The organism is Dechloromonas sp. A34 (genome assembly GCF_026261605.1).
Taxonomy (GTDB): domain Bacteria; phylum Pseudomonadota; class Gammaproteobacteria; order Burkholderiales; family Rhodocyclaceae; genus Azonexus.
This window is the reverse complement of the sequence record NZ_CP102486.1, coordinates 3414636-3431813: the sequence shown is the minus strand read 5'-3', so window position 1 is coordinate 3431813 and position 17178 is coordinate 3414636. Positions and strand designations below refer to the sequence as shown.

The 17178-nt window shown below is 62.8% G+C and carries 16 protein-coding genes; 7 read left to right on the top strand and 9 right to left on the bottom strand.

From position 1 onward, the window contains the following. Positions 1–69 precede the first annotated feature (69 nt). On the top strand, positions 70–2307 hold the full coding sequence (locus tag NQE15_RS17095) for a heavy metal translocating P-type ATPase (protein ID WP_416336547.1): 2238 nt from the start codon (positions 70–72) through the stop codon (positions 2305–2307). Between the two features lie 48 nt (positions 2308–2355). Here NQE15_RS17095 and NQE15_RS17090 read toward each other — a convergent pair whose 3' ends face one another. From NQE15_RS17090 to NQE15_RS17065, 6 genes are read right to left on the bottom strand one after another with little or no spacing between them, the layout of a single operon-like run. Beyond that, on the bottom strand, positions 2356–2892 hold the full coding sequence (locus tag NQE15_RS17090) for a methyltransferase family protein (RefSeq protein ID WP_265943002.1): 537 nt from the start codon (positions 2890–2892) through the stop codon (positions 2356–2358). Between the two features lie 16 nt (positions 2893–2908). Then, a complete protein-coding gene (locus NQE15_RS17085) occupies positions 2909–4213 on the bottom strand; it encodes a M18 family aminopeptidase (protein ID WP_265943000.1) in 1305 nt (434 codons plus the stop codon). Next, positions 4210–5103 carry an esterase/lipase family protein gene (locus NQE15_RS17080; RefSeq protein ID WP_265942998.1) on the bottom strand — a complete coding sequence of 298 codons (894 nt, stop codon included), beginning with the start codon at positions 5101–5103 and terminating at the stop codon, positions 4210–4212. Before NQE15_RS17080 ends, NQE15_RS17085 begins: the two co-directional genes overlap by 4 nt. A 7-nt stretch (positions 5104–5110) precedes the next feature. Continuing rightward, positions 5111–5824: a DNA polymerase III subunit epsilon gene (gene dnaQ, locus NQE15_RS17075; RefSeq protein WP_265942997.1), complete on the bottom strand. Its 714-nt coding sequence runs from the start codon at positions 5822–5824 to the stop codon at positions 5111–5113. Between the two features lie 4 nt (positions 5825–5828). Next, positions 5829–6272 carry a ribonuclease HI gene (gene rnhA / locus NQE15_RS17070; RefSeq protein ID WP_265942995.1) on the bottom strand — a complete coding sequence of 148 codons (444 nt, stop codon included), beginning with the start codon at positions 6270–6272 and terminating at the stop codon, positions 5829–5831. Beyond that, the gene (locus NQE15_RS17065; RefSeq protein WP_265942993.1) at positions 6262–6978 is read right to left on the bottom strand and encodes a class I SAM-dependent methyltransferase; all 717 of its coding nucleotides are present in this window, start codon (positions 6976–6978) and stop codon (positions 6262–6264) included. Before NQE15_RS17065 ends, rnhA begins: the two co-directional genes overlap by 11 nt. Before the next feature lie 28 nt (positions 6979–7006). Here NQE15_RS17065 and gloB point away from each other — a divergent pair, with 28 nt between their 5' ends. Continuing rightward, complete coding sequence (gene gloB / locus NQE15_RS17060) at positions 7007–7762, top strand: hydroxyacylglutathione hydrolase (RefSeq protein WP_265942991.1); 756 nt, start codon at positions 7007–7009, stop codon at positions 7760–7762. A 50-nt stretch (positions 7763–7812) separates the two neighbouring features. On the opposite strand, the gene NQE15_RS17055 is transcribed toward gloB, so the two are convergent. The 3 genes from NQE15_RS17055 to NQE15_RS17045 are packed head-to-tail and all read right to left on the bottom strand — an operon-like array spanning position 7813 to position 9593. After that, positions 7813–8205, bottom strand: a complete 393-nt coding sequence (locus NQE15_RS17055) for a response regulator (RefSeq protein WP_265942989.1) — start codon at positions 8203–8205, stop codon at positions 7813–7815. A gap of 3 nt (positions 8206–8208) precedes the next feature. Further along, positions 8209–9159: a diguanylate cyclase gene (locus tag NQE15_RS17050; RefSeq protein ID WP_265942987.1), complete on the bottom strand. Its 951-nt coding sequence runs from the start codon at positions 9157–9159 to the stop codon at positions 8209–8211. A 35-nt stretch (positions 9160–9194) separates the two neighbouring features. After that, complete coding sequence (locus NQE15_RS17045) at positions 9195–9593, bottom strand: hypothetical protein (protein WP_265942986.1); 399 nt, start codon at positions 9591–9593, stop codon at positions 9195–9197. A 126-nt stretch (positions 9594–9719) separates the two neighbouring features. Here NQE15_RS17045 and NQE15_RS17040 point away from each other — a divergent pair, with 126 nt between their 5' ends. Genes NQE15_RS17040 through NQE15_RS17020 form a run of 5 tightly spaced genes read left to right on the top strand, consistent with a single transcriptional unit; the run spans position 9720 to position 17156 of the window. Further along, complete coding sequence (locus NQE15_RS17040) at positions 9720–13022, top strand: DUF748 domain-containing protein (protein WP_265942984.1); 3303 nt, start codon at positions 9720–9722, stop codon at positions 13020–13022. Between the two features lie 7 nt (positions 13023–13029). After that, the gene (locus NQE15_RS17035; RefSeq protein ID WP_265942981.1) at positions 13030–14364 is read left to right on the top strand and encodes a DNA recombination protein RmuC; all 1335 of its coding nucleotides are present in this window, start codon (positions 13030–13032) and stop codon (positions 14362–14364) included. Next, the gene (locus NQE15_RS17030) at positions 14348–14776 is read left to right on the top strand and encodes a DUF3293 domain-containing protein (RefSeq protein WP_265942979.1); all 429 of its coding nucleotides are present in this window, start codon (positions 14348–14350) and stop codon (positions 14774–14776) included. Before NQE15_RS17035 ends, NQE15_RS17030 begins: the two co-directional genes overlap by 17 nt. Then, positions 14773–15753 (top strand): serine/threonine-protein kinase, encoded by a 981-nt coding sequence (locus NQE15_RS17025; RefSeq protein ID WP_265942977.1) that lies wholly within the window; start codon positions 14773–14775, stop codon positions 15751–15753. The genes NQE15_RS17030 and NQE15_RS17025 overlap by 4 nt, the downstream gene beginning before the upstream one ends. Further along, positions 15678–17156: an HDOD domain-containing protein gene (locus NQE15_RS17020; protein WP_265950327.1), complete on the top strand. Its 1479-nt coding sequence runs from the start codon at positions 15678–15680 to the stop codon at positions 17154–17156. Before NQE15_RS17025 ends, NQE15_RS17020 begins: the two co-directional genes overlap by 76 nt. Positions 17157–17178: the final 22 nt, after the last annotated feature.

The window sequence follows — 17178 nt, the reverse complement described above, 5'->3', positions numbered from 1 at the left end:
GCGATCGTGGAACACGAACATCCGGTACCTCATCCCGAAGTTCAGGCTTTCATCGATCCCGTGTGCGGCATGACGGTAAAGCCCGATTCGCCGCATGCTTCCGAACTCGACGGTGTTGATTACCGCTTTTGCAGCGCCAAATGCAAGACGAAATTCGATGCCGAACCAGCGCGCTACCTGGCGCCCAAGCCGGAAGAGGTCGCCGTTCCGGGAGCCGAGTACACCTGCCCGATGCACCCGGAAATCCGGCAGATCGGCCCCGGTACCTGTCCCAAGTGCGGCATGGCCCTCGAACCGCTGCTGCCCGATCTTGACCAGGACGAGGACAACACCGAGTACCGGGATTTTCGCCGCCGCTTCTGGGTCAGCCTGCCGCTGACCGTGATCGTGGTCGTCCTGGCGATGGCCGGGCACCGGCTGGAAGGTCTGTCGCCGGCGGTGCGCACCTGGGGCGAACTGCTGTTCACCCTGCCTATCGTGCTCTGGGCCGGGGCGCCGTTCTTCGTGCGCGGCTGGCAGTCGCTGGTCCACCGTAGCCCCAATATGTGGACCCTGATCGGCCTCGGCACCGGGGCGGCTTTCAGTTACAGCATCGTGGCGGCGCTGGCTCCCGGCCTGTTTCCGTCATCCTTCGTCGCTCATGGCCGGATCGGCGTCTATTTCGAAGCGGCGGCGGTCATCATCTCGCTGACCCTGCTCGGCCAGATGCTCGAACTGCGCGCCCGGGCGCAGACCTCGGCCGCCATCAAGTCCCTGCTCGGTCTCGCCCCGAAAACCGCCCGCCGGATCAATCCCGACGGCACGGAGGAGGATGTGCCGCTGACCCATGTCCATGTCGGCGATACCCTGCGCGTGCGCCCCGGAGAGAAAGTGCCGGTCGATGGCGCGGTGCTCGAAGGCGCCAGCGCCGTCGATGAAGCGATGCTCACCGGCGAACCGCTACCAGTGAGCAAACGCCCCGGTGACCAGGTGATCGGCGCGACGATGAACACCACTGGCAGCCTGGTGATTCGTGCCGAGCAGGTCGGCGCCCAGACGGTGCTCGCCCAGATCGTCCACATGGTCGCCCAAGCCCAGCGCTCGAAGGCGCCGATGCAGCGGCTGGCCGATGTCGTGGCCGGCTATTTCGTGGTCGTCGTGGTCGCCGTCGCACTGACCAGCTTTTTCGCTTGGGGCGTGTTCGGTGGCGAGCAGGGCTGGGTCTTCGGCCTGATCAACGGCGTCTCGGTGCTGATCATCGCCTGTCCCTGCGCCCTGGGTCTGGCCACGCCAATGTCGATCATGGTCGCCACCGGCAAGGCGGCGACGCAGGGCATCCTGTTCCGCGACGCGGCGGCCATCGAACGGCTGCGTGACGTGGATACCCTGATCGTGGACAAGACCGGCACCCTGACCGAAGGCCGCCCGGCCTTCGAACGTGCGGTGGCAGCGCCCGGTGTTGGCGAGGACGAGGTGCTGCGCCTAGCCGCCAGTCTCGACCAGGGCAGCGAGCATCCGCTGGCCGACGCCATCGTCCGCGCCGCCCGCGAACGCGGGCTGGCCCTGGACAAGGCCGAACAGTTCGAATCGGCGACCGGCAGCGGTGTGCGCGGGCAGGTCGGCGGCCAGCGCCTGGCGCTTGGCAACGGCGCGCTGATGGCGGCGGACGGCGTCGCTCTCGGCGCCCTCGCCGGGGAGGCGGAAACCCTGCGCCAAAACGGCACCAGCGTCATGTATCTGGCAGCCGACGGCCGCCTGCTCGGGCTGCTGGTCGTCGCCGATCCGATCAAGGCGAGTACCCACGAGGCGCTGACCATCCTGCGCCAGGCCGGGCTGCGCATCGTGATGGCCACCGGCGACGGCCTGACCACCGCCCGGGCGGTCGGTGCCAGCCTGGGTATCGACGAGGTGCATGGCGAGGTCAAGCCGGCCGACAAGCTGGCGCTGGTCGAAAGCCTGCAGCGAGAGGGCAGGGTGGTGGCCATGGCCGGCGACGGCATCAACGACGCCCCGGCCCTGGCCCGGGCGGATGTCGGCATCGCGATGGGGACCGGCACCGATGTCGCCATGAACAGTGCCCAGGTCACGCTGGTCAAGGGCGACCTGAGCGGCATAGCCCGCGCCCGCCTGCTGTCCGCCGCAACGGTCGGCAACATGCGCCAGAACCTGGCCTTCGCCTTCATCTACAACGCCCTCGGGGTGCCGGTCGCAGCTGGCATCCTCTACCCCTTCTTCGGGCTGGTGCTGTCGCCGATGATCGCGGCGGCGGCGATGAGCCTGTCGTCGGTCAGCGTCGTCGGCAACGCCCTGCGCCTGCGCGGCGCCTGAGGGCGGGGGCTTCCGGCTAGCCTGGTACCACGGACCCAGAGGCTGGTACTAGAAGAGGCCGGGAATGAAGCGCCGGGTGCGTTGCATGTAGGCGGCGTAAGCCTCGCCGAAATAGGCCAGGCATTCCTGTTCGTCGGCCTTGGCGGTGAGGTACAGCGAGAGCGAGGCGATGATGGCGACGGCGGTGCCGGGCCAGGACGGATTCTGGAAATAGGCCCCCCAGGCCAGGGCCAACAGCGAAGCATACATCGGGTGACGGATGTAGCCGTAGATGCCGCTTGTCACCAGGGCGGTGGTTTTCTCGAATTCGTAAAGCGTCGAGTCGGCGCGCTGCGCGCTGGCCTTGCCCTGGCTGGTCAGGGCGCTCATGCCCTGCTGGACGAGCAGGATGCTGAGCACCATCAGCACCCAGGAAGTCATCTGGTGGATCGACGAGGGATCGTTGCCCCAGGGTTCGTAGTTCAGCACGATCAGCCCGAGGATGGCTTCCCAGGCGAAGAAGCGGTAAAAGCCATGCCCGCCGGGCATGGCCAGCGATTTGCGCGACCACCAGAGGATCACCGCGCTGCCTAGTAGAAATGCCATCAATTCGTTCATCGTGTCACTCCGTGAAAGCTGCCGTCAATGCGGCGATCATGTAGTTGTGGTCGAGGACGCCGGCGCTTTCGCGAATGCTGTGCATGGCCCACATCGGCGAGCCGACATCGACACTGGCGATACCCAGCCGCGAGGCGACGATCGGGCCGATGGTGCTGCCGCAGCCGAGGTCGGTGCGGTGGGCATACTGCTGGCAGGGCACGCCGGCCTTCTCGCAGAGCGCCATGAAGCGCGCCGCGCTGTCGGCGCTGGTGCTGTAGCGCTGGTTGGCGTTGCTCTTGATCACCGGGCCGGCGTTGACCAGCACCCGGTGGCAGGGCTCGTAGGCGGCCGGGAAATTCGGATGCCAGGCGTGGGCCATGTCGGCGCTGATGAAGAAGCTCTTGGCCAGCACGCGGCGCTGGTCTTCGGCGTCGAGCCCGGTGCCGGCGGCGAGGCGGGCGATGAGGTCGGCGACAAAGCTGCCACCAGCGCCGGTGGCGCTCTCGCTGCCGACTTCCTCATGGTCGAAGAAGGCGCACAGGCAGGTCGCGGCCGGGGTTTCGGTGGCGAGCAGGGCGCTTAGCGCGGCATGGCAGGAGGCCAGGTTGTCGAGCTGGCTGTCGGCGACGAACTCGCGGTCGACACCCCAGAGCGTGCCTTTTTGTGTGTCGTAGGCGTTCAGTTCCCAGGTCAGCAGGTCGCCGGCATCGACCCCGAGGGCCTCGGCGATTGGCTGGCGGAAACGCGCCTCGGCCTTGCTGTCTTCCTGGGAAACGCCGAGTAGCAGCGGCAGTTCGGTCTGCTTGTTGAACTTGAGGCCGTTTTCATTGACCTCGCGGTTCATGTGGATGGCGAGGTTGGGCAAGCGCAGCAGCGGCTCGTCGAAACGCACCAGGCGGCTTTCGAAGCCGTCCGCCATCCGGACATTGACCCGGCCGGCCAGCGCCAGGTCGCGGTCGGCGAAGGTGGCGAGGATAGGGCCGCCATAGACTTCGACGCCGAGCCGGATCATGCCGGCGGCGTCCTCGGCCGGCTTTGGCTTGAGGCGCAGGCCCGGCGAGTCGGTGTGGGCGCCGATCAGGCGCAGGCCGGTGTCGGCCGCCGGCCGGCTGCCGACGATGAAGGCAATGATCGACGAACCGCCGCGCACGACGTAATGGCGGCTGCCGGCGGCCAGCGTCCAGCGCTCGGTTTCTTCCAGGCGGCTGAAACCGGCGGCTTGCAGACGGGCGGCGCAGGTTTCGACGGCATGCCAGGGACTCGGGCTGGCGTCGATGAATTGAAGCATGTCCCGGGCTTGGGCGTGGGCGATGGCGGGGATGTTCATGGCGTTTTTCGTTTTTCGTCGCGGCAGGAGTCGAGGACGAGATTGGCAACCCGTCCATCATAAAGCATCGCGATGTGGCCGATCGCCGGAAGTTCGACATCCTGCGCGCCGGGCAGGCGCTGATTGTCCTGCGGCATCGAGTAATTGTCGTAGGGATTGCGCAGGGCGACGGCGGGAATCTTCAGGCCTTCGCTGGCCATGTCGCGCAGCCAGAGCGACCCCGGTTCCATTTCGCGGGCGTTCTGGCCGAGGCCGATGCGGGCCATGGCGGAGCCGCCATGCGGCGCGGCCAGGGTAATCAGCTTGGCGACCCGGGCAATGCCATGGCGAGCCAGATAGGAGCGGCAGACCAGGCCGCCCATGCTGTGGGCGACCAGGGTGAGCTGCTTGCTGCCGGTAGCGGCGCAGACTTCCTCGATGCGCTGATGCAGTTGCGGCACCAGCTTGCCGATGCTGGTGTAGGGCGGCACCAGGCTGACCGTGGCGACGGTATGGCCGACGGCTTCCAGGCGGCGGCGCAGCAGCCACCAGACGCCGCGGCTGACACCATAGCCATGGACGAGCAGGATCGGATGGCGCCCGCTCGGCAGCCGGTCTGCCGGCATCCACAGCGGTTCGAAGGGGATCACCACCAGGAAGGTGAACAGGAAGGCGAAGTATTCGCCGACCATGATCGCGAGGCGCTTGGCGAAGCCCAGCGGCGGCGCCGGCGAGGCGTAGGTCATGCCGTAGTACCAGGTCACGGCGTTCATCCAGAAACGCAGGCCGAGCACGCAGTTGAAGGCGCCGACGATGGCCAGCGGCCAGTCGAGATGCATGAAGTAACGGCCGATGGCCAGGTAGACGGTGACTTCGAGGATGATCCAGACGAACAGAGAGATCGGAACCATGCTGCGCTCAGCTCGCCGCTTCGGTCTTGGGCAGCCAGACGCAGGCGCCTTTCGACTCTTTGTCGATAGCGGCCAGGACGCGCTCGTGGTCGGTCAGTTCTTCGGCCGTGGCGCGTTGGACGAACAGCGGCTTGCGCTGGCGGACCATGCCGTCGGCCCCGAGTTGCGGGCGCGGTGCGGCATCCGGTTCGATCATCAGCGAGTTCTGGCCGCGGGTCATGGCCAGGAAGACGTCGGCCAGCAGTTCGGTGTCGAGCAGGGCGCCGTGCAGGGTGCGGCTGGAGTTGTCGATCTCGTAGCGTTCGCACAGGGCATCCAGGCTGTTGCGCTTGCCCGGGTGCAGTTCCTTGGCCATCTTCAGCGTGTCGGTGACGCCGCTGCAGATGGTTTCGACCGGCACGCGGTCGAGGCGCCGCAGTTCGGCATTGAGGAAGCCGAGGTCGAAGGGCGCGTTGTGGATGATCAGCTCGGCGCCATTGATGAATTCGAGGAACTCGTCGGCGATGTCGGCGAATTTCGGCTTGTCGGCCAGGAACTCGAGCGAGATGCCGTGTACCGCCTGGGCGCCTTCGTCGATTTCGCGCTCGGGGTTGGTGTATTTGTGCAGATGGCGGCCGGTCAGCCGGCGATTGACCATCTCGATGCAGGCGACTTCAATGATGCGGTGACCCGAACGGGGGTCGAGGCCGGTGGTTTCGGTGTCGAGAACAACTTGGCGCATGTCTTTACCTCAATTCTTCAATGCCGCGATTGGCCAGCGCATCGGCGCGTTCGTTTTCCGGGTGGCCGGCGTGGCCCTTGACCCAGATCCATTCCAGCTTGTGCTGTTTGACCTGGGCGTCGAGCAGTTGCCAGAGATCGGCGTTCTTTACCGGCTTCTTGTCGGCCGTCTTCCAGCCGTTGCGCTTCCAGCCGTGAATCCACTCGTTGATGCCCTTCAGGACATATTGCGAGTCGGTGTAGATGCGGCCGGCGACCGGACGCTTCAGGGCCTCGATGGCGCGGATCGCGGCCGTCAGTTCCATGCGGTTGTTGGTGGTTTCCTTCTCGCCGCCCCACAACTCCTTTTCGTGCTTGCCGACGCGCAGGATCGCGCCCCAGCCGCCGGGGCCTGGGTTGCCCTTGCAGGCGCCATCGGTATAGATCTCTATCGTTTCCTCAACGGCCATGTTTTTCCTTGTGAACAACCGGGCGCAACGCCTTGGCGCGCACCGGCTTTTTTCTCCATTCGGGGGTGATCAGATGCATGCCGTGCGTGCGCTTGATCGCCCGCAGCAGATAGACACCACCGAAAAAATCCCACCAGCGTTCGCCAGCGGACTCGATGAAATGCGAGCGGTGCAGCCATCGCGCCTGCTCGAAAGGGGGGGCGTAACAGCCCAGGGTGCCGCGGTCGACTTCGAAACCGAGCAGCTTCAACCAGTCCTTGAGGCGCGTCAGCGAGAGGTAACTGCCGTTCCACGGAAAATTGCCGGTGCGATCGACGCTTTTCTTGAGGCCCCACAGCGAGAGCGGATTAAAACCGACGATGATGACCTGTCCTTCCGGGATCAGGATGCGTTCAACTTCGCGCAGGATCTGGTGCGGGTCGTCGCTGAACTCCAGCACGTGCGGCATGACCACGAGATCGGTGCTGTGCGAGGCAAAGGGGAGGGCCGGCATCTCGCACAGGACATCGACGACGCCGAACTCGCCGGCCTTCTGGCGCAGAGGGATGCGGTTGGCGCGCAGGAAATCGAACTGGGGCAGACCGATTTGCAGGGCATTGAAGCCGAAAACGTCGGCCACCGCCTCATCAAGCTTGTCCTGCTCCCAGTCGAGCACGTAACGGCCCTGAGCCGAGCCCAGCCAGGCATCGAGACCGGGAATTGACATCCGACGTTCCTGGCTTGATAGTTCCGGCATGTTTGACGTGTCGTTCATTCCCGCATTCAAGGACAATTACATCTGGCTGTTGACCCAGGGCAGCAGTGCCTTCGTCGTCGACCCCGGCGAGGCAGCACCCGTGCTGGCGCGGCTGGAGGCCGACGGTCTGCGGCTGGAGGGCATCCTGATCACGCATCACCATGGCGACCATCAAGGCGGCGTTGGCGAACTGAAGGCACACTACAAGCCCGAGGTCTTTGCGCCGGCCAAAGAGTCTATCACAGGCTGTACCCGGCCTTTGGACGGTGGCGAACGCATCGAAGTTCTCGGCCAGACGCTCCAGGTGATGGCCGTCCCCGGCCATACGCTGGGCCATATTGCCTACTACGCGCCGGGGTTGCTGTTCTGTGGCGACACCTTGTTCGGCGCCGGCTGCGGCCGTCTGTTCGAGGGGACGCCGGCGCAGATGGCTGCCTCCCTCGACAGCTTTGCCGCCTTGCCCGACGAGACGCTAATCTATTGCGCCCACGAATACACCGAGATGAATCTACGTTTTGCGCTGGCCGTCGAACCGGACAACCTCGCCTTAAGGCAGCGCGTCACCCGGGTGGCGGCGCAGCGTGCCGCGGGATTGCCCAGCGTGCCGTCGACGCTGGCCGAGGAAAAGGCGACCAATCCCTTCCTGCGCAGCGGTGAAGCTGCCGTGATTGCAGCAGGTTTGCAGCATGATGCGGTCGACCGCTCCAAAACAGCGATTTTTTCCGCCATCCGCGGCTGGCGGAACGTCTTCTAGCACCATGAATTCAAGGGCCGGCACTCGCACCACCAATTCAAAGGCTGCTACTAGCCCGATTTCTGGCGGATGCGCGCCGCTACCTTGTCCAGTGTGTCGAGCACGCGGGCGGCGTTGAAGGGCTTGACAATGAAGCCGCCAGCGCCGCCAACGATCGCCTCCTGAACCGTTCCTGGGTCGGCGTTGCCGGTGATCATGATGACCACGGTTTCGGGGCGGGCCGCCTTGATTTCGCAGAGGGCTTCCAGACCGTTCTTTTCCGGCATCAGCACATCCAGGCAAACGATATCGGGTTTCAGGCGCTGCGCGAGTTCGACTGCCAGAATGCCGTTGCGGGCTTCGCCGACGACTTCGTAGTCATCGCCGCGGACGATGCCGCGCAAGACCGTACGCATGATGTCGTTGTCGTCGACGATCAATATCGATATACGTTTGCCGGCCATGGGTCAGGCGGCCGGAATCTTGTCGGCCCGGCACACGCGATCGCGGCCCGTGTGCTTGGCATGGTAAAGGGCACGGTCGGCGGCCAGAATCAATTCGTCGCACGGATTGTCGAGTTCGGGTACTGCGGAGGCGATGCCGATACTCAGCGTGACCCGTCCAAATGACGACGCGGAGTGGGGGATGTTCAGTGCGTGAACAGCGTGGCGAATTTTTTCGGCCACCATCAGGGCACCACCGAGCGAGGTCTCGGGCAGAACGACGACAAATTCCTCGCCGCCGTAGCGCGCGGCAATGTCGGCAGCCCGCTCCAGGTTGGCGGCGATGGCGCCGGCGACGCGACGCAGGCAGTCGTCGCCCGCCTGGTGGCCGTAGGTGTCGTTGAACAGCTTGAAGTGGTCGACGTCGCACATCATCAGCGCGATGCCGCTGGCGTTGCGGCGGCCGCGCCGCCATTCGCGCGAGATATATTCGTCGAAGAAGCGCCGGTTGGCGATGCCGGTCAGACCGTCGCTGGCCGACAGGCGCTTCAATTCCTGATTGGCGACATCGAGCTTGCGGGCGAGCACGACCAGCGATGTCCGCATCTGGATGAGGCGCTGCATGGCGCGAATCTTGGCATCGAGCACGATTTCGCTGACCGGCTTGTGCAGGTAGTCGTCGCCGCCGGCCGAAATGCCCTTCTCGATATCCTCGTCTTTGCCGAGTGCGGAGAGAAAGATGATCGGGGTCCAGTCGCCGGGATTTTCCAGCCCGCGGATGCGGCGAGCGACCTCGAAGCCGTCGATGTCGGGAAGAATGACGTCGAGCAGTACCAGGTCGGGCCGTTCACGGCTGAAGGTGGCCACCGCGTTTTCGCCATTCTCGGCTGGGATCGCCGTGGCGCCGTAACGCTCGACGTACTGGGTCAGTACGAGGAGGTTGGCACGGCTGTCTTCAACGATGAGGATTTTCATGGGGAACCGCGGGTGGGCAGATTTGCCAGCGCAGTCTAGCGACAATAGGTGTTGAAGAAAACCAGCGCGGCGACCGCTATGCCGATGGCAACGGCTCCCCAGCCTAGGCCCCAATACAATGTTTGGCGGGCTTGGTAGTGGGCCGAGCGCTGTTTGAGGTCGAAATAACGCTGCAATTCGCCAAGCGTCAGCACGGCCGTGAACAGGAAGAAAATCATGCCGCAGAACAGAAAGATGATGATGCCGTTGGTCATTTCCCGGCAGGAACTGGCGGTGTGCCGCAGAAACATCAAAACGGAATCGGTTCTGAAGGCGAACTGGCTGACTACATAAGCAAGAAAAGCGAACAGGCTGATCAGTCCGATGGCCAGCCAGGTTTGCCCGCGCCGGAGTTGGGCCAGTGCTTTTTTTATGTCGTTGATGATCCAGGCCATGGTTTTTGCCGTCTTGAGGACGGTTCCGGTGTGCTAAATTGGCAGAAGAAACTATAACGACGGTAGATTATCATGGCTGACCAGACCGCAAGCAATCCGCTGACAATGTCACGGCTTGGCGAACTCGTGAAATCCACTCGTAGCAGGAAAATCGGCAAATGGTTGGGCGGGTTTTTGCTGGTTTTCGGGCTTTTGGGCTATTTTGCCGCGCCGCCGCTGCTTAAATCAATTTTGCTCAAGCAACTCGGGCAGGAATTGCACCGCGAAGTCAGCATCGAGAAAATCGACATTAACCCCTATGCGCTGTCGGCGCGGGTCAATGGCCTGTCGATCAAGAACGATGGGGGGAGGGAAGTCGCCGGCTTCGACGAATTGTTCATCAATCTCTCGTCGGCCTCCATTTTCAAACTGGCGGCCGTCGTCGATGAGGTTCGCCTGCAGGGCTTGCGCCTTGCCGTGGCGCGGGTCGCCGATGGGCGCTACGACATATCCGATCTGCTCGAGCAGTGGATGAAGCCGAAGGATGAGCCGGATACCGGGACGCCGCGTTTTTCTCTAAACAACATTCAATTGATCGGCGGCCGGATCGAGTTTGACGATCAGCCCGAGGGTACCAAGCACGTAATCGGCGAGATCAATTTGGGGGTGCCTTTTGTATCCAGTCTGCCTTACCAGGCAGAAGTGCTGGTCGAACCGAATTTTTCCGCCAATATCAACGGTTCCCAACTGGTGCTCAAGGGGCGCAGCAAACCTTTTGCCGGCACGCATGAAAGCGTGCTCGATCTCGACCTTGATCGTTTCGATCTGTCCCGTCTCCAGCCCTATCTGCCGGAAACGATGCCGATCCGTCTGGCCGCCGGGACGCTGGATTCGGAATTGAAGGTGGTATTCAAGGAGGGGGCCGATCAGGTCTTTTCGCTGGCCGTTATCGGCAGCGCCCATGTGTCGGGGCTGACTGTCGCCGAAAGCAACGGTCAGCCTCTGCTTGCCTGGAAGAGGCTGGACGTCGATCTCGACAATGCCGATCTGGTTAACCGGAGCATCGCCGTCAAGCGGGTTGCCCTGGATGGACTCGATGTCACGCTGTCGGTTAATCGTCAGGGCGAGTTCAATGTGCTGGAGCTGGTTGGCAAAATGTCCAAACCGGCCGATGCGCAGCCGAAGCAGCCGGCCGCAGCCAAGCCGCTGGCCTGGTCGCTCGGCGAGTTTGCGCTGAGTAATGGCCTGGTGCGCTGGAAGGATGAGTCGAAGGCCGTCACCGTGGTCGGCGAAGTGCGTGACCTGCATGCCGCGATCGGCAAGCTGGATAGCCGGCTTGCCGATCCGATCGAACTGTCCGAAGTCAGTTATCAGGTTGAGCTGGGGGAGCGTTTTCGGGTCGAAAAGATGACGGTCAAGGGCATCAAGGTTGACCTGCCGGCACATCGCATCGATATCGCCGAGGTCGACAACGCCAGGACCAGCGCCCGCATGCTGCGCAACAAGGACGGCCAGATCGAATGGGTCAGTTCTCCGGTGCTGAAAACGATCCGGGCGACCGATGCCAAGGCCAAGGACGAACGGCCGTGGATCGGTCACGTCGCCAAATTGAACATCGCCGACCTCGCTTTCCGTTTCGAGGACCAGGCGACACGGCCGGCGGCGGTGCAGGAACTGGAGGGTTTTAGTCTGCGCGGCGTGAATCTTGGCAATGATCCGGGCAAGAAGGGCAGCATTGCGCTGGAGGGCAGGATCAACAAGCAGGGCAACCTGAAAGTTGGGGGGAGTGTTCAACTGATGCCGCTTGATGTCGCCGTGATGGTCGAGACGCAGGCGATCCCGCTGCTACCGCTGCAACCCTACTTTACCGAGCGCCTGAATATCGAACTGGCGCGCGGCCAGGTCTCGAACAAGGGCGAAGCCACGGCACGGATCGACAAGGACGGCCTGAAAGCTGCCTACAAGGGGTCGGTGACGCTGGGTGACTTTCTCGCGGTCGACAAGGTCAACAGTGCCGATTTCCTGCGCTGGAAGTCGCTCTACCTGGGTGGCATCGATTTCAAGCTGGAGCCGATGGCGATCACCGTCGGCGAAATTGCACTGAGTGACTACTATTCCCGGTTGATTCTCAACAAGGCCGGGCGCCTCAATGTCCAGGATATCGTCAAGAAGCCGGAAGGCGAGGTGGTGCCAGTGGTGACGACCGTGCCGCCACCTGCGCTGCCGGTGGTCAAGGAGGCTGCACCGAAGAAGCCGCCGCTGCCGATCAAGATCGCCAAGATTACCTTGCAGAACGGCACGCTGAATTTCTCCGATTTCTTCGTCAAACCGAATTACACCGTCAATATCACCCGACTGGGCGGGCGCGTCACCGGCCTGTCGTCGGTCGAGAACACCGTGGCCGATCTGGATCTTCGCGGCAGTTACGCCAAATCGGCGCCGGTGCAGATCCAGGCCAAGCTGAATCCGCTGGCCGCCAAAACCTATCTCGATCTCAAGGCCGAGGTGACCGGCGTCGATCTGACCGGTTTCTCGCCGTACTCCGGCAAGTATGCCGGTTACAACATCGAGAAGGGCAAGCTCTCGTTAAGCGTGGCCTACAAGCTGGAGAACAATCAGCTGACGGCCAACAACAAGCTGTTCATCGACCAGTTTACTTTCGGCGATCCGGTGGAGAGTCCCGATGCCACCAAGCTGCCAGTCAATCTGGCGATTTCGCTACTCAAGAACAATCGTGGCGAGATCGACCTCAATCTGCCGATCTCCGGTTCGCTGGATGACCCGCAGTTCTCGATCGGCGGCTTGATCATCAAGGTCATTGTCAACCTGTTCATGAAGGCCGTCACCTCGCCGTTTGCATTGCTCGGCTCGATGATGGGCAGTGGCGAAGAACTGTCGAACGTTGAGTTTGCACCGGGCCGTGCCCGCGTCGGCGAGGCTGCCGGCAAGACCTTGGAAACCCTGGCCAAGGCGCTGAGCGAGCGTTCGGCGCTGAATCTGGAGATCACCGGTCGGGCCGATCCGGAAGCCGACAAGGAAGGCATCAAGCGGGTCGCCATGGAACGTGCGATGCGGCTCGAAAAGCAGAAAGACATGCCGAACAAGGCCGAAAACAGCGGATCCTTGCGCGATGTCGAGATCGCCCCGGAGGAGTACACGACTTATCTGACGCGCGCCTACAAGGCCGCCAAGTTCCCGAAACCGCGCAACATGATCGGACTGCAAAAAGATTTGCCGCTAGAGGAAATGGAAAAGCTGATGCTGGCCAATTCGCCGGTCACCGATGATGACGTCGTCCAATTGGCCACACGCCGGGCCGAAAATGTCCAGCTCTGGTTGATCGAGCAGGGCAAGATCGCACCTGAGCGACTATTCCTGCTGCCAGCGAAAGTCGAGGCTGAAACCGATGCCAAAGCCAAGGCCAGCCGTGTCGATTTTTCACTAAAATAGGTTGGGCATGAGCGAAATAATGGGACTCGCCGTGCTGGCCGGCGTGGTCGTCGTGATTCTGCTGCAGGTGGCCCTGCTGCTGCGAGCCGGCAAGGCCGGCGATGCCGATCCGGCTTTCCGCTCCCTACAGGAAGCGCAGGAGAAGGGGCTGGCCCGGCTTGAGCGGGAGTTGCGCGAGGAACTGGCACGCAACCGGCGCGAGGATGCCGAGGAGGCTTTTCGCGACCGTGAGGAAAGAGCTCAGTCCTCGACCCTGCTCGGTCAGGTACTGACGACTCAGGTCGGGCAGTTCGGCGCCTTACAGGCCGAGCGCCTGGAAGCCTTTGCTCGCGAACTCAACCGGTTCTCCTTGGGGCTTGACGAGCGTTTCGAGCGCCTGAAACTGAGTGTGGAAGGCCGTTTGACGGCGATCCAGGCCGACAATGCCAGCAAGCTCGAGGAGATGCGGCGGACGGTCGACGAGAAGCTGCATGCGACTCTGGAGCAGCGCCTCGGCGACTCCTTCAAGCTGGTCAGCGAACGTCTCGAGCAGGTCCATCGTGGCTTGGGCGAGATGCAGACCCTGGCAGCCGGCGTCGGCGACCTCAAGCGCGTGCTGACCAATGTCAAGACCCGCGGCACCTGGGGCGAGGTCCAGTTGGCCACCTTGCTCGAGCAACTGCTGACTGCCGACCAGTTCGCCGCGAATGTCGCGACCCGGCCAGACAGCAACGAACGCGTCGATTTTGCCATTCGCCTGCCCGGCAAGGGTGACGGTGCCGTGGTCTGGCTGCCGATCGACGCCAAGTTTCCGATCGAGGATTACCAGCGCCTGCTCGACGCCCAGGAGCGGGGCGATCCGTTGGCGGTCGAAGAGGCATCGCGGGCGATCGAGATGCGCCTGAAAAACGAGGCGAAGAGTATCCGCGAAAAATATGTTTCGCCGCCGCACACCACCGATTTCGCCATGCTCTACTTGCCGATCGAGGGACTGTATGCGGAAGCGCTACGCCGGCCGGGGCTGGCCGAAACGCTGCAGCGCGACTACCGGGTCAGCCTGGCCGGCCCGACGACGCTGGCAGCGCTGCTTAACAGCCTGCAGATGGGTTTTCGGACCCTGGCCATCGAGCAGCGCTCGGCGGAGGTTTGGTCGGTGCTCGGGGCGGTGAAGACCGAATTCGGTAAATTTGGCGAGGCCCTGGCCCACACCCGGAAGAAGCTGGACGAGGCCAGCAACAGCATCGGCAAGGCGGAGATCAGGACGCGTCAGCTCTCGCGCCGGTTGAAGGATGTCGAGGCTTTGCCGGTGGGCGTTTCCGAACAATTGATAGGCGTGGCGGATTTTGATGGCGAAGACGAGTGAACTGGACGCGGCCTACCGCGCAACGACGTACCGGGTGTATTTGCCGGGTGGCTCTGCCGATCTGCGCATCGACCGGGTCAACGAAGTGCTCAGTCGTTGGCTGGAAAAGTCGGGCTGCGCGAGCTTTGCGATCATCACGGCGCATAATCCCGGTTCGCAAGTGATCGATGGCGAAGAAAATGCCGAGCGCCAGTCGCAACTCGAATGCGATCTGCTGGAGGGGAATTACGAGCCCTATGCCGGTGAGAATCGACCGGACGACGGTGACGCGCCGGTCGAGGAAAGTTGTTTCATACCCGATATCACGCGCGAAGATGCTTGCGCACTGGCCGGGATTTTTGGGCAGAATGCACTGGTCTGCGGTGGCGCCGATGCCGTGCCGCACCTCGTTTGGATAGAAAAAGATCAATGAGCAAGAAAATTGGCCGTTTTGAACTGCGTAAGGAATTGGGACGGGGGGCGCAGAGTACGGTTTACCTCGGTTTCGACCCCCAGTTGCAGCGCGAAATCGCGATCAAGACCGTTCACGTCAGCCGCGCCGACCCGACGCAGAATCAGGTGCTGCTTGACGAGGCACGAACGGTCAGCAAGTTGCGCCATCCGAATATCGTCCCGATTTTCGAGGCGGGTGAGGCGGACGGCGATATCTACCTGGTTTTCGAGTACGTGCCGGGCAAAAATCTGGCCGAGTTCCTGCGCGACAGCGGCGCACTGTCGCCGGTCAAGGCAATCGGCATCATGCGGCCGATTCTCGATGCGGTCGCCCATGCCCACGCCCAGAGCATCATCCATCGCGACCTCAAACCCTCCAATATCCTGCTCGACGAAAACGGTACGCCGCGCGTCATGGATTTCGGCATTGCGGCGCGGGTCGACAGCCCCAGCGACGATACCCAGGAATACAGTGGAACGCCGGCCTACATGGCGCCCGAGTACATCGAGAATCGTCAGACCAGCGAGCGTTCGGATGTCTTCGCCGCCGGTCTGATCCTGTTCGAGATGCTGGCCGGGCGACGGGCGGTGGAGGGCAATAACGTTTTCCAGGTGATGCACCGCCTGGCCAACGAGAATCTCAAGCTGCCTGCCAGTGCCGCGGTCGACGATGCCTTGGGCGGGATCTTGTACAAGGCGCTGGCCCGTGATCCGGGCTGCGCTATCAGTCCGCAGAACAGTTCGCCGAGGCGCTCGATAACTATCTCGATCCGGAAGAGGACGGCAAAGGGGGGGAAGGCAAGAAGTCGACCCTCGATTTTCTGCTCCGCCGGATGCGCCACAAGAGCGATTTTCCGGCCCTCTCGGAATCGGTCAGTGCGATCAACAAGATTGCCAACAGCGAGACCGAGAGCATCACCAAGCTCTCCAATTCGATCCTCAAGGACTTCGCGCTGACCAACAAGATCCTGCGCTTGGTCAATTCCGCCTACTTCCGGCCGGCTGGCGGCGGCAATATCAGTACCGTGTCGCGGGCGGTGATCGTGCTCGGCTTCGAGGCGGTGCGCAACATCGCCATTACCGTGCTGTTGTTCGAGCATCTGCAGAACAAGTCCAATGCCAATCAGCTCAAGGAGGATTTCCTGCGCGCCAACCTGGCCGGCATCCTCGCCAAGGACATCGGTGCCGCGGCGCAGATGCGCGACCTCGAACAGACCTTCATCTGCTCCTTGTTCAACAGCCTGGGGCGCCTGCTGGCCCAGTTCTATTTCCCGGATGAGTCCGACGAGATTCGCCGCATCATGGAGCAGAAGAGCTGTACGGAAGACAGCGCGGCGCTCCAGGTACTCGGCATTTCCTTCGAGGAAATGGGCGTCGCCATCGCCCGGCAGTGGGGTTTTCCGCCACTGATCGTCGGCAGCATGCGCAAGTTGCCGGCCGGGCCGGTCAAGCGCGGCGTGACGCAGGAAGACAAGCTGCGGCTGCTGTCGGGGTTTGCCAACGAGTTGTGCGATGTCATCGCCAAGGCCACCCCGGAAGCGCGGGATCGGGAAATGAAGAAGGCGATGGCCCGCTTTGCCGACGCCGTTGCGATCGACCGCCAGGAGATGCAGCAGACCGTGCAGCGGGCGGTCGAGGAGGTGTCGGACTTCGCGCGCATCATTCACCTCAACCTGCAACAGACCACCTTCGGCAAGCAGATGCGCCAGTTCGCCAAGGGCGGTAGCGACGAAGATGCGACAGACAAGCCGGGCGACACCGACTACATGGACGGTACTCTGCTGCGCGAAAACGACCCGCTTGGTGGCGTCGATGGCGATTCGGCGGGCAATGGCGGTCGGCAACTAGATGCGCAGTCGGTGCTGACGGCCGGGATTCAGGATATTAGCAATACCCTGGTCGATGGCTTCAAACTCAACGACATCCTGCGCATCATTCTGGAAACCATGTACCGGGCGATGGGCTTCAAGCGCGTCGTGCTGTGCATCCGGGATGCCAAGTCAGGGACGATGCAGGGGCGTTTCGGTTTCGGGCCGGAGGCCAACGAGGTCGCGCGGGCCTTTCGCTTTCCCTTGAGCTTCACGCCGGACATTTTTCATGCTGCAACCTCGAAGGGGGTCGATATCCTGATCAGCGACATCAACGACCCGAAGATCGCCGAGCGCATCCCGGCTTGGTACCGCAAGGCGGTGCCGGCGCATTCCTTCGTGCTGTTCCCGCTTAATATCAAGGGCAATCCGGTGGCGCTGATTTACGCCGACCATGATGAGCCGGGAGGTATTTCGATTCCCGAGAAGGAGCTGTCCCTGTTGCGCACCTTGCGTAATCAGGCGGTGCTGGCGATCAAGCAGGGCAGCTGATACCACATAAACAAATGCTGGC